The 17,328-nt window shown below is 62.6% G+C and carries 18 protein-coding genes; 12 read left to right on the forward strand and 6 right to left on the reverse strand.

The window, feature by feature from the left end; all coding sequences use genetic code 11:
* The first annotated feature begins 101 nt into the window (after positions 1-101).
* From NJLHNGOC_RS12775 to prfA, 6 genes are all read left to right on the forward strand, one after another.
* Complete coding sequence (locus NJLHNGOC_RS12775; RefSeq protein WP_113596710.1) at positions 102-1,355, forward strand: aspartate kinase; 1,254 nt, start codon at positions 102-104, stop codon at positions 1,353-1,355.
* A 1-nt stretch (position 1,356) separates the two neighbouring features.
* The gene (locus NJLHNGOC_RS12780; RefSeq protein WP_408890905.1) at positions 1,357-2,433 is read left to right on the forward strand and encodes an NAD(P)H-dependent flavin oxidoreductase; all 1,077 of its coding nucleotides are present in this window, start codon (positions 1,357-1,359) and stop codon (positions 2,431-2,433) included.
* Complete coding sequence (locus tag NJLHNGOC_RS12785; protein WP_113596711.1) at positions 2,430-3,599, forward strand: helix-turn-helix domain-containing protein; 1,170 nt, start codon at positions 2,430-2,432, stop codon at positions 3,597-3,599. Before NJLHNGOC_RS12780 ends, NJLHNGOC_RS12785 begins: the two co-directional genes overlap by 4 nt.
* A gap of 136 nt (positions 3,600-3,735) precedes the next feature.
* Positions 3,736-4,896: a flavodoxin-dependent (E)-4-hydroxy-3-methylbut-2-enyl-diphosphate synthase gene (gene ispG, locus NJLHNGOC_RS12790; protein ID WP_113596712.1), complete on the forward strand. Its 1,161-nt coding sequence runs from the start codon at positions 3,736-3,738 to the stop codon at positions 4,894-4,896.
* Positions 4,897-5,016: 120 nt separating this feature from the next.
* Positions 5,017-6,270, forward strand: a complete 1,254-nt coding sequence (hisS, locus tag NJLHNGOC_RS12795; protein WP_113596713.1) for a histidine--tRNA ligase — start codon at positions 5,017-5,019, stop codon at positions 6,268-6,270.
* A 2-nt stretch (positions 6,271-6,272) separates the two neighbouring features.
* On the forward strand, positions 6,273-7,334 hold the full coding sequence (prfA, locus tag NJLHNGOC_RS12800) for a peptide chain release factor 1 (protein ID WP_113596714.1): 1,062 nt from the start codon (positions 6,273-6,275) through the stop codon (positions 7,332-7,334).
* 7 nt (positions 7,335-7,341) lie between these two features.
* Here the strand turns inward: prfA and NJLHNGOC_RS12805 are convergent, their stop codons facing one another.
* A complete protein-coding gene (locus tag NJLHNGOC_RS12805; protein WP_408890918.1) occupies positions 7,342-7,740 on the reverse strand; it encodes a hypothetical protein in 399 nt (132 codons plus the stop codon).
* 90 nt (positions 7,741-7,830) lie between these two features.
* On the opposite strand from NJLHNGOC_RS12805, the gene prmC reads away from it, so the two are divergent.
* Both prmC and NJLHNGOC_RS16175 read left to right on the forward strand, forming a co-directional pair.
* Entirely contained in the window at positions 7,831-8,715 is an 885-nt protein-coding gene (gene prmC, locus NJLHNGOC_RS12810; RefSeq protein WP_113596716.1) for a peptide chain release factor N(5)-glutamine methyltransferase, read from the forward strand.
* A 275-nt stretch (positions 8,716-8,990) separates the two neighbouring features.
* Positions 8,991-9,530, forward strand: a complete 540-nt coding sequence (locus NJLHNGOC_RS16175) for a DUF4167 domain-containing protein (protein WP_206059794.1) — start codon at positions 8,991-8,993, stop codon at positions 9,528-9,530.
* 84 nt (positions 9,531-9,614) lie between these two features.
* Here NJLHNGOC_RS16175 and NJLHNGOC_RS12820 read toward each other — a convergent pair whose 3' ends face one another.
* Together NJLHNGOC_RS12820 and NJLHNGOC_RS12825 are read right to left on the reverse strand one after the other, a co-directional pair.
* A complete protein-coding gene (locus NJLHNGOC_RS12820; RefSeq protein WP_113596717.1) occupies positions 9,615-9,893 on the reverse strand; it encodes a hypothetical protein in 279 nt (92 codons plus the stop codon).
* 75 nt (positions 9,894-9,968) lie between these two features.
* Positions 9,969-11,255 carry an adenosylmethionine--8-amino-7-oxononanoate transaminase gene (locus tag NJLHNGOC_RS12825; protein ID WP_113596718.1) on the reverse strand — a complete coding sequence of 429 codons (1,287 nt, stop codon included), beginning with the start codon at positions 11,253-11,255 and terminating at the stop codon, positions 9,969-9,971.
* 71 nt (positions 11,256-11,326) lie between these two features.
* Between NJLHNGOC_RS12825 and NJLHNGOC_RS12830 the strand changes: the two genes are divergently transcribed.
* The 3 genes from NJLHNGOC_RS12830 to bioD are packed head-to-tail and all read left to right on the forward strand — an operon-like array spanning position 11,327 to position 14,621.
* Positions 11,327-12,517, forward strand: coding sequence for an aminotransferase class I/II-fold pyridoxal phosphate-dependent enzyme (locus NJLHNGOC_RS12830; RefSeq protein ID WP_113596719.1), 1,191 nt, complete (start codon positions 11,327-11,329; stop codon positions 12,515-12,517).
* Positions 12,514-13,167: an alpha/beta fold hydrolase gene (locus tag NJLHNGOC_RS12835; protein ID WP_113596720.1), complete on the forward strand. Its 654-nt coding sequence runs from the start codon at positions 12,514-12,516 to the stop codon at positions 13,165-13,167. The genes NJLHNGOC_RS12830 and NJLHNGOC_RS12835 overlap by 4 nt, the downstream gene beginning before the upstream one ends.
* Entirely contained in the window at positions 13,164-14,621 is a 1,458-nt protein-coding gene (gene bioD / locus NJLHNGOC_RS12840; RefSeq protein WP_113596721.1) for a dethiobiotin synthase, read from the forward strand. Before NJLHNGOC_RS12835 ends, bioD begins: the two co-directional genes overlap by 4 nt.
* Here bioD and lexA read toward each other — a convergent pair.
* Positions 14,560-15,264, reverse strand: a complete 705-nt coding sequence (lexA, locus tag NJLHNGOC_RS12845) for a transcriptional repressor LexA (RefSeq protein ID WP_113596722.1) — start codon at positions 15,262-15,264, stop codon at positions 14,560-14,562. The genes bioD and lexA overlap by 62 nt on opposite strands.
* An 84-nt stretch (positions 15,265-15,348) precedes the next feature.
* Positions 15,349-16,551 carry a molybdopterin molybdotransferase MoeA gene (locus NJLHNGOC_RS12850; protein WP_113596723.1) on the reverse strand — a complete coding sequence of 401 codons (1,203 nt, stop codon included), beginning with the start codon at positions 16,549-16,551 and terminating at the stop codon, positions 15,349-15,351.
* 160 nt (positions 16,552-16,711) lie between these two features.
* Between NJLHNGOC_RS12850 and rpmG the strand changes: the two genes are divergently transcribed.
* Positions 16,712-16,879 (forward strand): 50S ribosomal protein L33, encoded by a 168-nt coding sequence (gene rpmG, locus NJLHNGOC_RS12855; protein ID WP_025813389.1) that lies wholly within the window; start codon positions 16,712-16,714, stop codon positions 16,877-16,879.
* A gap of 92 nt (positions 16,880-16,971) precedes the next feature.
* On the opposite strand, the gene NJLHNGOC_RS12860 is transcribed toward rpmG, so the two are convergent.
* Positions 16,972-17,301: an FtsB family cell division protein gene (locus NJLHNGOC_RS12860; RefSeq protein WP_113596724.1), complete on the reverse strand. Its 330-nt coding sequence runs from the start codon at positions 17,299-17,301 to the stop codon at positions 16,972-16,974.
* Positions 17,302-17,328: the final 27 nt, after the last annotated feature.

The following is a 17,328-nucleotide window of genomic DNA, read 5'->3' on the forward strand; positions in this document are numbered from 1 at the left end:
TATGTGACGCGGCTTGCATATAACCGCAATGCCCCGGACCGCCCATCTGTGATAATGGCCCGGATGCACGAATCCTGACCCACAGCGGAGACCTTGTTGCAATGTCCACTACCGTACCGCGGATCGTTATGAAATTCGGTGGCACATCCGTGGCCAACCTGGAACGAATTCGCGCCGTTGCGGAAAAGGTTCGCAAACAGGTCAATGCCGGGTGCGAGGTCGCGGTCGTCGTTTCGGCCATGTCAGGGGTAACCAACCAGCTTGTCAGGTATTGCGAGGAACTCTCCGCGCTGCATGACCCGCGCGAATATGATTCGGTCGTCTCCACCGGGGAACAGGTCACCAGCGGCCTGCTCGCGATCGCGCTGCAGGCGCTGGGCATCAATGCGCGCTCATGGCTGGGGTGGCAGATCCCGCTCCTTACCGATGACGCACATGGCAAGGCCCGTATCGAATCGATCGACGGACAGGCGCTGATCGCCTCGATGGCGGCAGGGCAGGTCCCGGTGATCGCGGGCTTCCAGGGCGTCGATCCGGCCGGCCGCATCACGACGCTGGGGCGGGGGGGGTCCGATACCTCCGCCGTGGCGCTGGCGGCGGCGCTGCATGCGGACAGATGCGATATCTATACCGATGTGGATGGAATCTATACGACTGATCCGCGCATCGTTGCCAAAGCACGCAAGCTCGATAAAATCACCTATGAGGAGATGCTTGAACTTGCGTCCGTAGGTGCAAAGGTCCTGCAGACCCGCAGCGTGGAACTGGCGATGAAAAAGCGGGTCCGCGTGCAGGTTCTGTCCAGTTTTACGGATGGCCCCGCGCCATCGGAAGGGCACCTGCCCGGTTCAATAGTCGTGGATGAGGACGAAATCGTGGAAAAGGAACTGGTGGCCGGGATTGCCTATTCCCGTGACGAGGCAAAGATTTCGGTGCGACGGGTTCCGGACCGCCCCGGCATCGCTGCCGCCGTCTTCGGGCCGCTGACGGAAGCGAACGTGAACGTGGACATGATCGTCCAGAGCACGGGCGACGACGGCATGACGAACATCACGTTCACCGTGGGCAAGACCGATTTCGCACGGGCCACCAAGGCGCTGGAGGAGGCACGCGACGTCATCCATTATGGTGAGCTTGCCACCGACGACGACGTCGTGAAAATCAGCGTGGTGGGCGTTGGCATGCGCTCGCACACCGGGGTCGCGAACACGATGTTCCGCACCCTGTCGGAACGCAACATCAACGTTCAGGTCATTTCCACGAGCGAGATCAAGGTATCGGTCCTGATCGCGGCCGAATATACGGAACTGGCGGTCCGCGCCCTTCATGCCGCCTATGGCCTCGATGCTGCCTGAAATGACCCATACAGATCCAATCGCACCCACGTCCGCCGATCCCCGTCGCCAGGCGGCGCGCGCACGCCTTGACCGCCTCTGGGCTGCGGGCACCAGCTTTCTTGGCACGGACGTCGCCATTCTGGGCGGCGCCATGTCATGGATCAGCGAACGCCATCTGGTTTCCGCCATTTCCAATGCCGGGGGCTTTGGCGTGCTGGCCTGCGGCGCAATGGAACCCGCGCGGCTGGCGGAAGAAATCGCCGCGACGCAGGCGCTGACGCGCCGTCCCTTCGGCGTGAACCTGATCACCATGCATCCGCAGCTTGATGACCTCGTACGGGTCTGTCTGGACGCAGGCGTCGGGCATGTGGTCCTGGCGGGTGGCATCCCGTCGGGCCCCGTGATCCGCGCCATCAAGGATGGGGGTGCGAGGGTCATCGCCTTCGCACCCGCCTTCGTGCTGGCCAAGCGTCTTGTGCGCATGGGCGTGGACGCGCTGGTGATCGAGGGATCGGAAGCGGGCGGGCATGTCGGCCCCGTCTCCCTGACCGTTCTGGCGCAGGAGGTCCTGCCGTTCATCCGCAACATTCCCGTTTTCGTGGCGGGGGGCCTCGGCCGTGGCGACGCCATCGTGTCCTATCTGGAACAGGGGGCCGCAGGCGCGCAGCTGGGCACCCGTTTCGCGGCCTCCACCGACAGTATCGCGCATGAACGTTTCAAGAAGGCCTTCATCCGCGCCAATGCCCGCGACGCAGTGACCTCGGTCCAGCTGGATGAACGTTTCCCGGTCATTCCCGTCCGCGGCCTGTTCAACGAGGGCAGCCGACGCTTCCTGCGCCATCAGGCCGAAACCCTCAGACGCTTCCAGTCCGGGGAACTGACGAAAGAAGAGGCGCAGCTGGACATCGAACATTTCTGGGCCGGCTCCCTGCGTCGCGCCGTCATCGATGGCGACGTCGAAAACGGTTCGGTCATGGCGGGACAGTCAGTGGGCATGATCAGCAGCGAACAGTCGGTGCGCGAGATTATTGATGAACTGGTCAATCAGGCCGTCGATGCCCTGATCCGCCAGGAAGACAGGATGCATCGCGAATGAGCGAGGGCACGCGCATGTTCCGCCAGAAGACCCCCAACAGTGGTGACGCGGCCACGCCGGTGGCCGCCAGTGAAATCCCCCTCAACGTGGGACAGGAACTGCGTACCCGACGCGAACAGCTGGGCTGGAGCCTGCCGGACGTCGCATCGTGGCTGCGGATCCGCCTGCCGTATCTGGAGGCGCTGGAGGAGGGACGGCCGCAGGGACTGCCCGGAAGTGCCTATGCCATCGGTTTCCTGCGGACCTATGCCAAGGCGCTGGGCCTGCCGCCCGAAACGCTGATCCAGCGGTTCAAGATGGAAACGCGCGGGGCGTTCGACCGCAAGCCGGAGCTGTCGTTTCCGGTGCCGCTTCCTGAAAAAAGCCTGCCCCTTGGCGTGATCCTGCTCAGCGGGATCGTCATCCTGGTTGGCGCGTATGTGGGATGGTACCGCCTGACGGCCTCGTCCGACCGTCCCGTCATCAATACCCGCACGGACCTGCCCGGCATTTCCACGCAGGGCACCGCGTCGCCGCAGATCGCCTCCGTCCTGCCCGCGCCGGGTGAACTGCCGCCCAACCCACCGCAGCCCCTGCCGCAGCAGGAACAGAACAGCATCACCGCGCTTGCCCCGTCCGGGCCGCCTGCCGACGCCCCCCAGCCGAAGCCCGTTTCCGGTCCGGTGGAAAAGATGGGCGAGGACAAGAGCGCGCTTACCGCGCATCAGGATGCCGGAACGCCTGAGGGTGGCGAGCAGCCCGCCGCCACGCCGGCCAACCAGATCACGCTCAATGCCTCGGCACCGACATGGGTGCAGGTGCGCAAGCAGGGCGGAGGGGTCATCTATGACCATACCCTCGGCAGTGGGGAGACATGGCAGGTCCCGGCGGACAGCCATGACCTTGTCCTGACGGTCGGCAACGCGGGCGGCCTGACGCTGAGTGCGAATGGCGTGGTCTCCCCGCCCTTGGGCCGTAATGGCGAGGTGCGTCGCAACATCATCCTTGATGCGCAGGCCATCAGCAGCGGCAACATCACCCAGGCATCCCCGACGCCACGGCCCGCGCCCGCAGCGCCTGCCGCCGCCGCGACATCGGCCCCGATGCCACCATTACCGCCAGCCAATACGCCGGGCGGGGGGAATAATACGCTTCCCCCACTCCCACAAACCGACAAAGCGGAGTAATATGGTCGGCAAAGGCATGGCGTGAAAACGACATACTATCCGTCGCCGGATCTGAAAACAGGACTTCATCGCGACCTGTCGCGGCAACACACGACAGGTCGGGATGTGCGTCCCCGCCTCGCATGGAGGGCAGAGAATGAGCAGCTATCGTCCATATCAGCATATCGAACGTCGCAAGTCGCGGCAGATCCACGTGGGCAAGGTTCCGGTGGGCGGAGACGCGCCGATTTCGGTGCAGACCATGACCAATACCCTCACCACGGATGCGGAGGCCACGATCGCGCAGATCCGCCGCGCCGAACTGGCGGGCGTCGATATCGTGCGCGTGTCCTGCCCGGATGAGGAAAGCACCACCGCGCTGGCGGAAATCGTGCGCGAAGTGAACGTTCCCATCGTCGCGGACATCCATTTCCACTACAAGCGCGCCATCGAGGCGGCAAAGGCGGGGGCGGCCTGCCTGCGCATCAATCCGGGCAACATCGGCAGCGCCGAACGCGTGCGCGACGTGGTCAACGCGGCGAAGGATTACAACTGTTCCATCCGTATCGGCGTGAATGCCGGGTCGCTGGAAAAGCACCTTCTGGAAAAATACGGCGAACCCAATCCCGACGCGCTGGTCGAAAGCGCGCTGGAACATGCCAAGATCCTTGAAGATCATGATTTCCATGAATTCAAGATCAGCGTGAAGGCCTCGGACGTCTTCCTTGCCGTCGCCGCCTACCAGCAGCTTGCCGACGTATGCGACCATCCATTGCATATCGGCATCACCGAAGCCGGCAGCAAGCGCGCGGGCACCGTCAAGTCGTCGATCGGCCTGGGCAACCTGCTGTGGTCTGGCGTGGGCGACACCATGCGCGTCTCCCTTTCGGCGGAGCCGGAAGAAGAAGTGCTGGTCGGATGGGATATCCTCAAGTCGCTGGGCCTGCGCCATCGCGGCGTGAAGATCATTTCCTGCCCGTCCTGCGCGCGGCAGGGCTTCAACGTGATCCAGACCGTCCAGACGCTGGAAGACCGCCTCGCGCATATCAAGACCCCCCTGACGCTGTCGATCATCGGCTGCGTGGTCAATGGACCGGGTGAGGCCCTGATGACCGACCTTGGCGTAACCGGCGGTGGCGCGGGACGGCACATGGTCTATTCCGCCGGCCGTCAGGACCATACGATGCCGGCAGGCGACATGGTCGATCATATCGTCGAGCTGGTGGAGCAGAAGGCCAAGGCCATGCAGGCCGAGGAAGATGCCCGCAAGGCGGAAGAAGACAAGGCCCGCGCGGCGGAACTGACGCCCGCGAGCTGATTGCGATAGGGAAGGGGCCTGCCACTGGTGGGTTCCTGCCTGTCTTTCCCTACCGGCATGGGTGTCGTCGCGCGACGAGGGACGTGACGGCTGCGATGTCGTTCAACCAGGAATTTGACAGTGAGCAGTTTACAGCCCGTCCGCGGAACCCACGATCTTATCGGGGAATCGCAGCGCCGTTTCGCGCATGTCATCGAAACGGCCCGTCGCATTACCGGACTTTACGGTTTTGACGAATGGGCAACCCCGATTTTCGAAGATACCCGCGTGTTCATGCGGACATTGGGGGATACATCCGATGTCGTTTCCAAGGAAATGTATACCTTCGAGGACCGGGGCGGTGAATCACTGACCCTGCGGCCGGAGGGAACGGCAAGCGTCTGCCGCGCGCTGGTGACCAATGGCCTGACGCAGTCGCTGCCGCAGAAGGTCTTCTACGCGGGGCCAATGTTCCGCTATGAACGCCCGCAAAAGGGACGCTATCGCCAGTTTCACCAGATCGGGGCGGAACTTCTCGGGCCTGCCGAACCGTTGGCGGATGCCGAAGTCATCGCGATGGGGCACGATATCCTTCAGGCGCTGGGCATTGCCCGCGACACCGTGCTGGAACTCAATACGCTGGGCGATATCGAAAGCCGGACGGCATGGCGCGACGCGCTGATCGCCTATTTCACCGAACGGCGCGACGAACTTTCCACCGAAAGCCTCAGCCGGCTGGAACGCAACCCGCTGCGTATCCTCGACAGCAAGGCGCCACAGGATCGCGTGGTCGTGGAAGACGCGCCGATGATCTCCGGCTATCTCACCCCGCTGGCCCAGACATTCTGGGATGACCTGCGCAAGACGCTCGATATCCTCGGGGTTCCGTTCAGCGAAAATCCCCGCATTGTCCGTGGGCTGGATTATTACAGCCATACCGCCTTCGAATTCGTGACCAACCGGCTGGGAACGCAGGGGACCGTGCTGGCGGGTGGACGCTATGACGGGCTGGTGTCCGAAATGGGCGGCCCGAAAACGCCAGCCATCGGCTGGGCCGGCGGGATCGAGCGTCTGTCGATGCTGCTTGACGAAGCACCCGCGGCCCCCCGTCCGGTCGTCGTGGTGCCCGTGGGCGATGACGCCGTCACCGCGGGCCTGACCGTGCTTCAGGCGCTGCGGGGGGCGGGCATCCGTGCGGAAACTTCCTATCGTGGCAACACCAAACGCCGGATGGAACGGGCAAATCGCCTGAACGCGACGCATGCCATCGTCATTGGCGAGGATGAAGTGGCGCGCGGCGTGGCACAGGTCAAGGATCTCGACAGGGGAGAGCAGACGGAAGTCGGGATGGACCAGATCACCGCCTTCCTGCACGGCCTGTCCAGGGGCGCGTAAGGGTGACAAGGTTCGACGAACGACTTGACCGGATCGTCGCCCGCAGCGAGGAACTGCAGGCGCAGCTTGCCGAAGGACTGTCCGGCGCGGAGTTCGGCCAGGCATCGCGTGAATTCGCCGAGCTTGATCCCATCGTCAGCAAGGTCAATGCCCTGCGTGCGACCCAGAAGGCCCTGACGGAGACCGAGGCACTTCTGACGGACCCGGAAATGCGCGCCCTGGCGGAAAGCGAAGTGGAAGACCTGCGCAGGCGCATTCCCGCGCTTGAGCAGGAAATCCGTATCGCGATGCTGCCCCGTGACGAGGCCGATGAACGCAGCGCCATCCTTGAAATCCGTCCGGCGGCCGGCGGGGACGAGGCCGCCCTTTTCGCGGGGGAGCTGTTCGGGGCCTATCAGCGTTACGCCGACCAGCGGGGCTGGCGGTTTGAAGTTCTCGAATACGATGAATCGGAACTCGGCGGCCTGCGCGAGGGGATTGCCAATATCACGGGCCGTGGCGTCTTCGCCCGCCTGAAATATGAATCAGGCGTCCATCGCGTCCAGCGCGTGCCCGCGACCGAAAGCCAGGGCCGCATCCATACGTCCACGGTCACCGTTGCCGTCCTGCCGGAAGCGGAGGAGGTGGACGTCGAAATCAATGATGGCGACCTGCGCATTGATGTCTATCGCGCGTCCGGCGCAGGGGGGCAGCACGTCAACAAAACGGAAAGCGCGGTCCGCATCACCCATATGCCAAGCGGCATCGTGGTGGCGATGCAGGAAGAAAAAAGCCAGCACAAGAACCGGGCGAAGGCGATGAAAATCCTGCGCGCGCGCCTGTATGAACGCAACCGCGCCGCCGCCCATGAAAGCCGCGCCGCCGATCGTCGCTCACAGGTCGGAACGGGGGACAGGTCGGAACGTATCCGCACCTACAACTTCCCCCAGGGGCGCGTGACCGATCACCGTATCGGCCTGACACTGTACAAGATAGACAAGGTCATGGCAGGCGAACTGGATGAATTCGTCGACGCCCTGACGCAGGAGGAACAGGCGGCGCTGCTGGCCCTTGACGAGGAATGATCCCGGATCAGGACGTGGGCGCGGCGCACAGTGAACTGCGGCCGGGATGATGTTCCACCACGTCAGGGTCGTCGGGGTCATCCAGATAGAACTCGGTGAAATTGTTGGCCCCCAGCGCGACCAGATGATGCCCGTCAGGCGCATGCAGCACGCCTTCGCCGCTGACCTCGTGCGTTTCGGTCTTGCCGGAAGGAAGGCGGATCGTGATTTCCCCACACAGGGCATAGCTGTGGTTGATCCGCCCGGATGCCGTTTCGATGCTGACGGTATGTTCGGCATGGCGCGGGTCGAGGCGGAATGTCGTCACCAGACGCTCGTCCACGTAAAGGCGCGAGACCTCGGAAATTTCATCCGACGCGCAGCCATCCGTGACATCGAATGTCCCCGCGAAGGCGGGCGATACCATCGTGGCGAGCCCCAGGGCACCCACGACAGCGCCACCCAGAATACTGACAACGCATTTCATGGGGGCAGATTATGATGGAAACAGGTTCCAATGAAAGAGAATGATCTGCCGGGCATCCATAATTCAAGGGACATCCTGCATCTCGCGGCACGCCGCCTGTCGCAGGCCGGCATCGACTCTCCCCGTCGCGAGGCCCGGCTGCTGCTGGCGCATGTGCTGCACACGGACCTGAGCGGGCTTCTGACGCATGACCATGTGGAAGCCGGACAGGTGCGGCGGTTCGAAGCCCTGGTCGAACGGCGCGCCAGTCACGAGCCACTTTCCTATCTCACCGGGAACGCCGGTTTCTGGTCCATGACGCTTGAGGTTTCTGCCGCGACGCTGGTGCCACGCGCGGATACCGAGACCCTGATCGAGGCACTGCTGGAACTGCGTCCCGACCATGACAGGGTGCGCCGCATCCTTGATCTGGGCACCGGGACCGGATGCCTGCTGCTGGCGGCGTTGCAGGAATATCAGCACGCATGGGGCGTGGGCGTGGACCTTTCCCCCGATGCAGCGCAACTTGCCACGCGCAATGCACGCCAGCTTGGACTGTCGGGGCGATGCGACATCATATGCGGCGACTGGGCGCAGGCGATCATGGGCCGGTTCGATGTCGTGCTCAGCAATCCGCCATACATTCCCCACGCCGATCTTGGCGGGCTGATGCCTGACGTGCGCGATTACGAACCGCATCGCGCGCTTGATGGTGGCGCGGACGGACTGGCATCCTATCGCCTGTTGATGCAGTGCCTGCCACGGCTTCTGTCGGAACAGGGGATAGCGATCATCGAGCTTGGCATCGGGCAGGAACACAGCGTGCCCGCGCTGGCGCGCGAGGCGGGGATGGAGGTGCTGTCCATTCGGGCGGATCTTGGCGGAATCGGGCGCGCACTGGTCCTGCGGCCCCATGGAGAAGTGGCGAAAAAATAGTTTGGCGGGCAAGGATTTGCAGGCTATATTGGCCCTGCATACCGGGACAGGAAGCATTACATTGTTTCCTGCTTGCCCGGAAAGCGGACGATCCCGATTGTATGTAATCCGGTGGCAGATCATGATCTGTCCTGTTGTCCCGAAAGGCGGACCACGGGATCGGGGTTCGACAGCCATGTCGGCCATTCATTATTTATAACAGGCAGGGGCATGAAGGCGTCCCTACGGTCAGGTTCCCTGCGGGTGACCGTTAACATGAAAGTGCTGCGCAGCTTATGAACATAAAACGCATGCGAGGCCGTCACCACCGTTCTGGCGGCAGCAACGGCGGAGGGTCACGCCATAATAACGGTCAGATACCGCTGAACCGTAATCATGTCTTTGACAGTAACGGGCCCGACCTGCGCGTGCGGGGAACAGCACAACAGCTTTTTGAAAAATATCTCCAGCTTGGCCGCGATGCCAGCGGATCCGGCGACCGCGTCATGGCGGAAGCATATTTTCAGCATGCTGAACATTACTTCCGCATCCTCAACGCGATGACGCAGGCCGCGCAGCAGAGCCAGCAGGAACGTCAGGAGCGCCAGGCCGCCTCCCGCCAGCAGCGCCAGAACAATACGCCGTCGCAGGCATCTGCGGAGTCCGATACCGACAGCGACGAGGAAGAAAACGGCGAATCCGTCGCCGAGAATACCAGGCCGGAACCCAGGCCCGCGGAAAAGAGCCGCACCCGCTCCCGCAGCAACAGCAACAGCAACAGCAACAGCAACAGCAACAGCAACAGCAACAGCANATACGGCGCCTGCTGCGAATAATACCGAAGAACTCGCCTCGACCAGTTCGTGAATACATGGCCCGTTTCCTCATGTGGTCCTTTTGCGGTCACATGAGGGAAGGGATCATCCGGTCGATGTTCCGGTGGGGTCGGACCCATCCGGCGTCACCAGTTTCCAGACCTTGCGCCTACGCCCCGATTCAGGATCGTCATCCACGCTGACGAGCCCCTGATTCCTGAGCGCCTGAAGCGCCAGACGGGCATGATATGTTCCCATTTCCGGAAACATGTCGCCTATTTCCTTGACCGAACGCGCTTTTCCATCAGACAGGATTTTCAGCACAATCTGTCGCTTGCTGTCATGGTTAGTCACGCGCCAGGAACGATGTTGAAAAAACGTCATGCCCTCTTCATACCAGATTCAGCATACGGGACCTAGTGGAGATCGGATTTCATATGCCGCCCATGTGCTGACTGCCTAGCTTGCCGCCTCCTTGCCTGCTGCCCCCTGCGCGATGACACGGCGGATGGCGTCGGTCAGGCGCGAAAGCTCGTCAGGCCGTATGGTAAAGGAGGGGGTCAGGTAAATGATCGTCCGGAAAGGACGTATCCATACCCCAAGTGCGATCAGCGCGGCCTTGAGACGGTTCATGTCGGCAATCGTCTCCAGCTCCACGACGCCGACCGCCCCCATGACGCGCACGTCACGCACATTGGGCAGATGACGGCAGGCGGCAAGTTCATGCGCCATCTGGGCACCGATCTGCCGGACCTGCTGCAGGCGGGGCTGCGTCTCGAACAGATCGAGCGAAGCATTGGCGCAGGCACAGGCGAGGGGATTTGCCATGAATGTCGGTCCATGCATCAGCGCATGCAGCGGATTGTCCGACAGGAAGGCCTCGAACACATGGGTGCGCGTCACTGTCGCGGCCAGCGGCATCGTGCCGGCGGTCAATGCCTTTGACAGGGTCATGATATCCGGCACGACATCGGCCTGCTGACACGCGAACATGGTGCCCGTGCGGCCGAATCCCGTGAAAATTTCATCAAAAATCAACAGGATGCCGTATCTGTCCGCCAGAGTCCGCAAATGACGCAGCACCATGGGATCGTGAAACAGCATCCCGCCCGCGCCCTGTATCAGGGGTTCGACCAGGATCGCCGCGATCTCGTCCCCCGATTCCGACAGGCGCGATTCGAGGCGCTGCAATGTCATCTGATCACGCGGCAGATCCACGATGTAATGCTGGGGCAGGACGCCGTTGAAAAGCGCATGCATCCCCTCTTCGGGGTCACAGACCGCCATCGTGGCCAGGGTATCGCCGTGATACCCGCCCCTGAACGCCAGCAGCCGATTGCGGCCCGATACGCCACGGTTGATCCAGTACTGGATCGCGATCTTGATGGCGACCTCCACCGCGACGGAACCGGAATCCGTAAAAAATACCCGTTCCAGATCCCCCGGCAGCATTCCTGCCAGACGCGTCGCCAGTGTCAGGGCCGGTTCATGGACCAGACCGCCGAACATGACATGGGGCATGCGCGACAGCTGTGCGCTGACCGCGTCGCAGATATGGGGATGATTATAACCGTGACATGCCGTCCACCACGAGGCGATGCCATCAGTCAGCACGCGCCCGTCCGCCAGATGGATGTCACAGCCCGAGGTACTGACGGCGGGCAGGGGCGGCAGGACCGTTTTCATCTGGGTATAGGGCAGCCAGATATGCGACATCCCGTTATCCATCCATTGGGGTCCACGCATGCGGGTTCTCCGTGATATTGGGACAGGCATGATTGGCCGACGCCGCAGGCACCGGCAGAAGAGGACGCTTCATGGCGCGTTTTGATACTTTTTTCCAGACGGCGCTTACCGAACTGGAGCGTAATGGCACACGCCGGGTCATGCGGAATGTCGAACGCCGCGACGCCGTGACCATTGTGCGCGATGGACGGGTGCTGCTGGATTTTTCATCCAACGACTATCTCGGCCTTGCGCACCATCCCCTGGTCATCGAACGCGCCTGCGCATGGGCACGCCAATGGGGCGGCGGCAGCGGCGCATCACGTCTGGTCAGCGGCACGACCCCGGCCCACCAGCAGGTCGAGGCACGACTGGCCGCCTTCAAGAAAACGCAGGCAGCGCTGCTGTTTGCCTCCGGCTGGCAGGCGAATGCCTCCGTCCTGTCGGCGCTGTGCCGTCTGGCCATGACACGGACGGGGGAGGCCCCACTGGTTTTTACCGACCGGCTGAACCATGCCAGCCTACATCATGGATGCCAGGCCGCAGGAATACGGCAGATCCGTTTCCGTCATAACGATCTTGAACATCTGTCGGCCCTGCTGGAAAGTCGCCGGAACCAGCCCGGCATGCGTTTCATCGTGACGGAAAGCGTTTTCAGCATGGATGGCGATCGTGTCGATGTCGCGGGCCTGCGCACGCTGGCTGAACGGCACGGGGCCTTTCTTTACCTTGACGAGGCCCATGCAACCGGCGTGCTGGGCCCGCAGGGGCAGGGACTGTCGGGCCTGACGGACGGCATTGACCTTGTCATGGGAACTTTCAGCAAGGCGCTGGGCAGTTTTGGCGCCTATGTCGCGGGGTCACGCGCCATGTGCGACTGGCTCGTCAACTGCTGTTCCGGCTTTGTCTATACGACCGCGCTGCCACCCGCCAATCTGGGCGCCATCGACGCCGCGCTGGAACTGGTGCCCGGCATGGAGGCACAGCGCCAGCATCTGCATGACAATGCCCGACAGGTGCGTCAGGCAATCCGGCAAATGGGCCTTTCGACCGGCACTTCGTCAACCCAGATCATTCCGGTTGAAATCGGGGATATCGGTCGGACAATGGCGTTTGCGGCCATTCTGGAGCGTGAGGGCATACTTGGCGTTCCCATACGGCCGCCTTCCGTTCCACCCAATGCAAGCCGTATCCGCCTTGCGCTGAGCGCCGCGCATGACAGGACCATGATCGACCGGCTTATCGCCGCCCTTGCCACGGCCACAGCAGAGGTCGTCGCATGACCCCATCCGAAATCCCCCTTGTCTTTATGCATGGATGGGCGTTCGGGCCGGAAATCTGGACCCCGATCCAGCGACAACTGACGGGCAGGGCCTGCATAAATCTCGATTTTGGCTATTTTTCCAATGAACGCCATGTCGAACTGCCCGACGGACCATTCATCGCGATCGGTCATTCCCTTGGCGCGCTATGGCTGCTGGATCAGGCGCCGGAACAGTGCAGGGGCATGGTGCTGCTCAATGGTTTCGCACGCTTTGCCGCTGCCGCCGATTTTCCCGAAGGGGTCGCCCCGCGCATCCTGACGCGCATGATGCGTGCGCTGAAATCGGCGCCTCATGCCACGGTCGAGGATTTCAGGCGACGGGCCGGGACGGATTTACCCCTGCCCGGAACCCCTCAGCCGGAAAGGCTGGCGGCGGGATTGCAGCAACTGCAGGATCTGGATGCGCGTCAGGCCATATGCCCGCCGCGCTTTCCGCTGTGCTGCCTTGCCGGGACGCTAGACCCGATCGCGCCACCCGGGCTGACCCAGGGCTCCCTTGCGCAGGGAACCTCCATTGACTGGGTGGAGGGGGGGCATCTATTGCCGTTGACACATGTTCCCGCCTGTCTGCACACGATTGACCGCATGATGAAACGCACCCTGCCGTGACCTCCATCCGCAAACATCGCATCGCCCGCAGTTTCAACGCCGCCTCCGGCTATGACAGCGCGGCGCGCGTGCAGCGCATCGTCGCAGACCGTCTGGCACAGCAGATCGCCAGCACGTCTGCGCGGTCGGGACCTCGCCGTATTCTGGAGGTCGGCTGTGGAACGGGTTTCCTGACCCAGCGGCTGCGGGCACTTTTTCCGACCGCGAAAATCGTGGCGACCGATATCGCACCGGACATGATACGCCGCGCCCGGGCAAAACTGCACGAGGGTCCGCATCTTGCCTTCCATGTCATGGATGCCGAAAAACCTGATCTGGATGGGCCTTTTGACCTGATCTGTTCCAGCATGGCGATGCAGTGGTTTTCAGACCGCAGGCTGGCCATGCAAACGCTTTCTTCCCTGCTGGCCCCCGACGGGACGATGGCGTTTACGACCCTGTGCAGCGGCAGCTTCACGCAGTGGCGGGGTTATTACGCGCTCCTGAACCTTGAATGTCCCATGCCCGAACATCCTGACCTGCAGACACTGGAGCGGGAATGGCCCCTGTCGGGCAGGGGAACATGGACATGCGAAACCATCGTGGACCTGCCGCGCTCCGCCCTGTCGTTTGTCCGGGAACTGCGAGCCATCGGGGCGGGAACTCCGCGTCCCGGTCACACACCGGCCAGCCTGCGCCACGTTCTGCAGGCAGCGCGTCGCGATGCGGTATTCAGCGCCAATTACAATGTCGCATTCGGGATGTTTTGTCGCGCCAGCCAGTCAGGGGTCTTCGTGACCGGCACCGACACGGGCGTTGGCAAGACCGTGGTGTCGGCTGTTCTGGCAAGGGCGTGGCATGCCTCCTACTGGAAACCGCTGCAAAGCGGCATCGCGGACGAACCAGCGGATACCACCAGCGTCGCGACACTCGCCGCCCTTTCGCCGGACCGGCTGCATCCGCCTGCAGGTGTCTATGCGGCCTCGCTCTCGCCCGAAGATGCCGCCGCCTGCGAAGGCAAGGTCATTGATCCCGACCTGATCGTGCTGCCCAGGGATGAATCCAGCCGCCCCATGATCGTCGAAGGGGCGGGGGGCGTCATGGTTCCGATCAGCGCAGGCTTCCTGATGCTGGACCTGATGGAACGGCTGCGCCTGCCGGTGGTGCTGGTGGCGCGCAGCACGCTGGGCACGATCAATCACACGCTGCTCAGCCTCGCCGTCCTGCGACAGCGTGATATCCCGGTCATGGGGGTAATCCTTAATGGCCCGGACAATCCATATGCCCGCAGCGCCATAGAACGCCATGGGCAGGTGCGCATCCTGGCCGAATTCCCCACCCTTGACGTCGTCAGCAGCGATACCGTGGAACAACTGGCCCGCATGGTCCCGGACTGGAAGGACGCATGTGCGTTCAGTACCGGCGGATCAGGCCCGCAAGACACCCCTGAATCGCAACCTTGTCTGCAGGGATGATGCGCGTTTCATAACGGGCATTGGCCGGTTCCAGCGCAATCGTGCTGCCCTTGCGACGCAGGCGCTTGAGGGTGACCTCGTGTCCTTCGATCAGGGCGACAACGATCTGTCCGTTTTCCGGATTGCAGTCCTGCCGCACGATCACCGTATCGCCGTCGAATATTCCTGCGTCGATCATCGAATCGCCGCATACTTCCAGCGCGTAATAGGTGCCAGTCCCGATCAGGCCCGCAGGCACGTCAATCAGACGGGTGGCATCGGCAATGGCCTCGATCGCCTGTCCGGCCGCGATCCGCCCCAGGAACGGCAGGCGGACGGCCTCCACGGTGGCGGCGACCTCCGCCGCGGGAAGGATCGGGGTGAAATTGCCCCGGATCACGGTGGGGGAAAAGGCGTCCTCCGCCCGTGATGCGGCATCGTCGGAGATGATCTGTGGAATCTGCACCACCTCCAGCGCGCGGGCGCGATGATGCTTGCGCCGCACGAACCCCCGTTCCTCCAGCGCCGAAATCAGGCGGTGGATTCCTGATTTCGACCGCAGCCCCAGCGCATCCTTCATTTCGTCGAAAGAAGGGGAAAACCCGGTCTGCTTGAGGTGCCTGTCGATATAGAGCAGGAGTTCATGTTGTTTGCGCGTCAGCATGAATGCCGTCTCCCGCCCTTAAGGAACAAAACCAGAAAGTATCTTTCGCCGTTCTATGTTAGTTCCCATGCTCAGGTCAACATCTCAACGGATGTTCAGACGGATGATCCTGCACATGTCGCCCTTCCGGGCGGCCGGGGCCAGCGGATCACGGATGACCAGGGCCTGGCTTTCCGTCAGCAGATGCAGCATGGCGGAATCCTGCCGCGAAAAGGGCAGGGCGGTCAGCCTGCCGGTACTGTCACGTTGCAACCGCGCGCGCAGATAGCTTTCACGCCGGTCATTGGCCTCGACATCCTCCCCAAGGATGGCGACATCGATCTCCGGACCCACATCCTGCTCTCCCGCAAGGCGCTGCAACGCAGGGACGACAAATAACGTTCCACACACGAAGGCCGCCACCGGATTGCCCGGCACCCCGATCAGCGGCATGCCGTTCAGGCGGCCATGCATCAGCGGCTTGCCCGGCCGCATGGCGATTTTCCAGAAATCAGGCTCCATGCCGATGCGCTTCAGCCCTTCCTGCACAAGGTCGTACCGTCCCACGCTAGCACCGCCGATGGTCACCAGCATGTCCAGCCCGTCCAGCATGTGCGACAGGGCGAGCAGGTCCTCCATCCTGTCGCGGGCACCCGGCATCATGACAGGCTCCGCGCCTGCCGCGCGCACCAGCGTCGCCAGCATCAGGGTATTGGAATTGGCGATCATGCCCGGCCCGATCGGATCCCCCGGCAGGCAGAGTTCGTCACCGGTCGCCACGATGCCGACACGCGGGCGACGATGCACCGTAACCCACGGATGGTTGGCCGCCGCCGCCACGCCAATGGCGCGCGCGTCCAGACGGCGGCCTGCGGGAATGATTTCATGCCCCCGGGCAAAATCCTGCCCCTTCCGGCGAACATACAGGCCTGCGGCAGCCGTCTGCGACGTGGTTACGACATCGTCATGCTGTGTCGCATTTTCCTGGATCACGATCGCATCCGCGCCATCGGGCACGATGCTGCCGGTATAGATACGCACACATTCCCCCGCGCCCACCGTCCCGTCAAAGGGATGGCCCGCCGGGCTTTCCCCGATCAGGCGCAACGTCACGCCCGTGGCGGACAGATCGGCGGCCCGCACCGCGTATCCGTCCATCGAGGAGACATCGGCAGGCGGATTGTCCAGTCGCGCCATCACGGGCAACGCGGTCACGCGCCCGCCACCACAGGAAAGGGAAACCACCTCTGGCGCGGTGGGACGAAGTCCCTGCAGGATACGTTCGCGGGCTTCTGAAACGCTCAACATGGCGGGGCATATTCCTTTTTTTGGGGATCAAGGGGATTTTGAAGACGAATATCGGGACTAAAAGCTTGACCTCAGCCTCTTGTATGCGCATTTTCCGCCAAACTTGAACCACTGCTGCACCCAAGTGTTCCAGCAGCGGCGGAGCAGTGCTGAGGATATCATGGCAAAGACCAACACCATTCAGATCAAGCTCGTTTCCACGGCGGATACCGGCTATTTCTACGTCACGAAGAAAAACGCCCGTGCCCAGACCGGCAAGATGGAAATGCGCAAGTACGATCCCGTTGCCCGCAAGCACGTGACTTTCCGTGAAGCGAAAATCAAATAACGACCCGATTTGATTCGGCATGAAAAAACCCGGTCCATTCGGTTGGACCGGGTTTTTTCATGGACGGCAGGATACGTCACCGACCCGCGACCTCAGTACAGCCGGTCATGCGGGCCATAGGGGACCACGATTTCATCCTGCCGGGCGAGGTTCTGCATGGAACGCGCCCGTTCATCGAGCAGGTCCCGGTCAAGGGTATTTTCCTTGATCCCGCGCACGCGGCGCAGCCAGACCTGCTGTTCGGCATAGGCGTCGCGCTGGGCGCTGTTTGCCTCGTCAAGCAGGCGAAGCTGCGCGGCGTAACTGTGCAGCCCGTGTTCGCCACGCATGACGTTCCAGCCGAAATAGGCCGTAAGCCCGATGAAAAGGGCAGGGGGAAGGGTGCTTCCCATGACCCGTCTGATAATCTTGCCGATCTGCATTACGACCCTGTGTCCGTGTTTTTCCGA

It is taken from the genome of Novacetimonas cocois (assembly GCF_003311635.1).
Taxonomy (GTDB): domain Bacteria; phylum Pseudomonadota; class Alphaproteobacteria; order Acetobacterales; family Acetobacteraceae; genus Novacetimonas; species Novacetimonas cocois.

What these genes read in the sequence shown, in the direction of transcription:
- NJLHNGOC_RS12775 (WP_113596710.1), top strand. Translation starts at nt 102, where the DNA reads ATGTCCACTACCGTACCGCGGATCGTTATGAAATTCGGTGGCACATCC.
- NJLHNGOC_RS12780 (WP_408890905.1), top strand. Translation starts at nt 1,357, where the DNA reads ATGACCCATACAGATCCAATCGCACCCACGTCCGCCGATCCCCGTCGC.
- NJLHNGOC_RS12785 (WP_113596711.1), top strand. Translation starts at nt 2,430, where the DNA reads ATGAGCGAGGGCACGCGCATGTTCCGCCAGAAGACCCCCAACAGTGGT.
- ispG (WP_113596712.1), top strand. Translation starts at nt 3,736, where the DNA reads ATGAGCAGCTATCGTCCATATCAGCATATCGAACGTCGCAAGTCGCGG.
- NJLHNGOC_RS12805 (WP_408890918.1), bottom strand. Translation starts at nt 7,740, where the DNA reads ATGGTATCGCCCGCCTTCGCGGGGACATTCGATGTCACGGATGGCTGC.
- prmC (WP_113596716.1), top strand. Translation starts at nt 7,831, where the DNA reads ATGAAAGAGAATGATCTGCCGGGCATCCATAATTCAAGGGACATCCTG.
- NJLHNGOC_RS12820 (WP_113596717.1), bottom strand. Translation starts at nt 9,893, where the DNA reads ATGACGTTTTTTCAACATCGTTCCTGGCGCGTGACTAACCATGACAGC.
- NJLHNGOC_RS12825 (WP_113596718.1), bottom strand. Translation starts at nt 11,255, where the DNA reads ATGCGTGGACCCCAATGGATGGATAACGGGATGTCGCATATCTGGCTG.
- NJLHNGOC_RS12830 (WP_113596719.1), top strand. Translation starts at nt 11,327, where the DNA reads ATGGCGCGTTTTGATACTTTTTTCCAGACGGCGCTTACCGAACTGGAG.
- NJLHNGOC_RS12835 (WP_113596720.1), top strand. Translation starts at nt 12,514, where the DNA reads ATGACCCCATCCGAAATCCCCCTTGTCTTTATGCATGGATGGGCGTTC.
- lexA (WP_113596722.1), bottom strand. Translation starts at nt 15,264, where the DNA reads ATGCTGACGCGCAAACAACATGAACTCCTGCTCTATATCGACAGGCAC.
- NJLHNGOC_RS12850 (WP_113596723.1), bottom strand. Translation starts at nt 16,551, where the DNA reads ATGTTGAGCGTTTCAGAAGCCCGCGAACGTATCCTGCAGGGACTTCGT.
- rpmG (WP_025813389.1), top strand. Translation starts at nt 16,712, where the DNA reads ATGGCAAAGACCAACACCATTCAGATCAAGCTCGTTTCCACGGCGGAT.
- NJLHNGOC_RS12860 (WP_113596724.1), bottom strand. Translation starts at nt 17,301, where the DNA reads ATGCAGATCGGCAAGATTATCAGACGGGTCATGGGAAGCACCCTTCCC.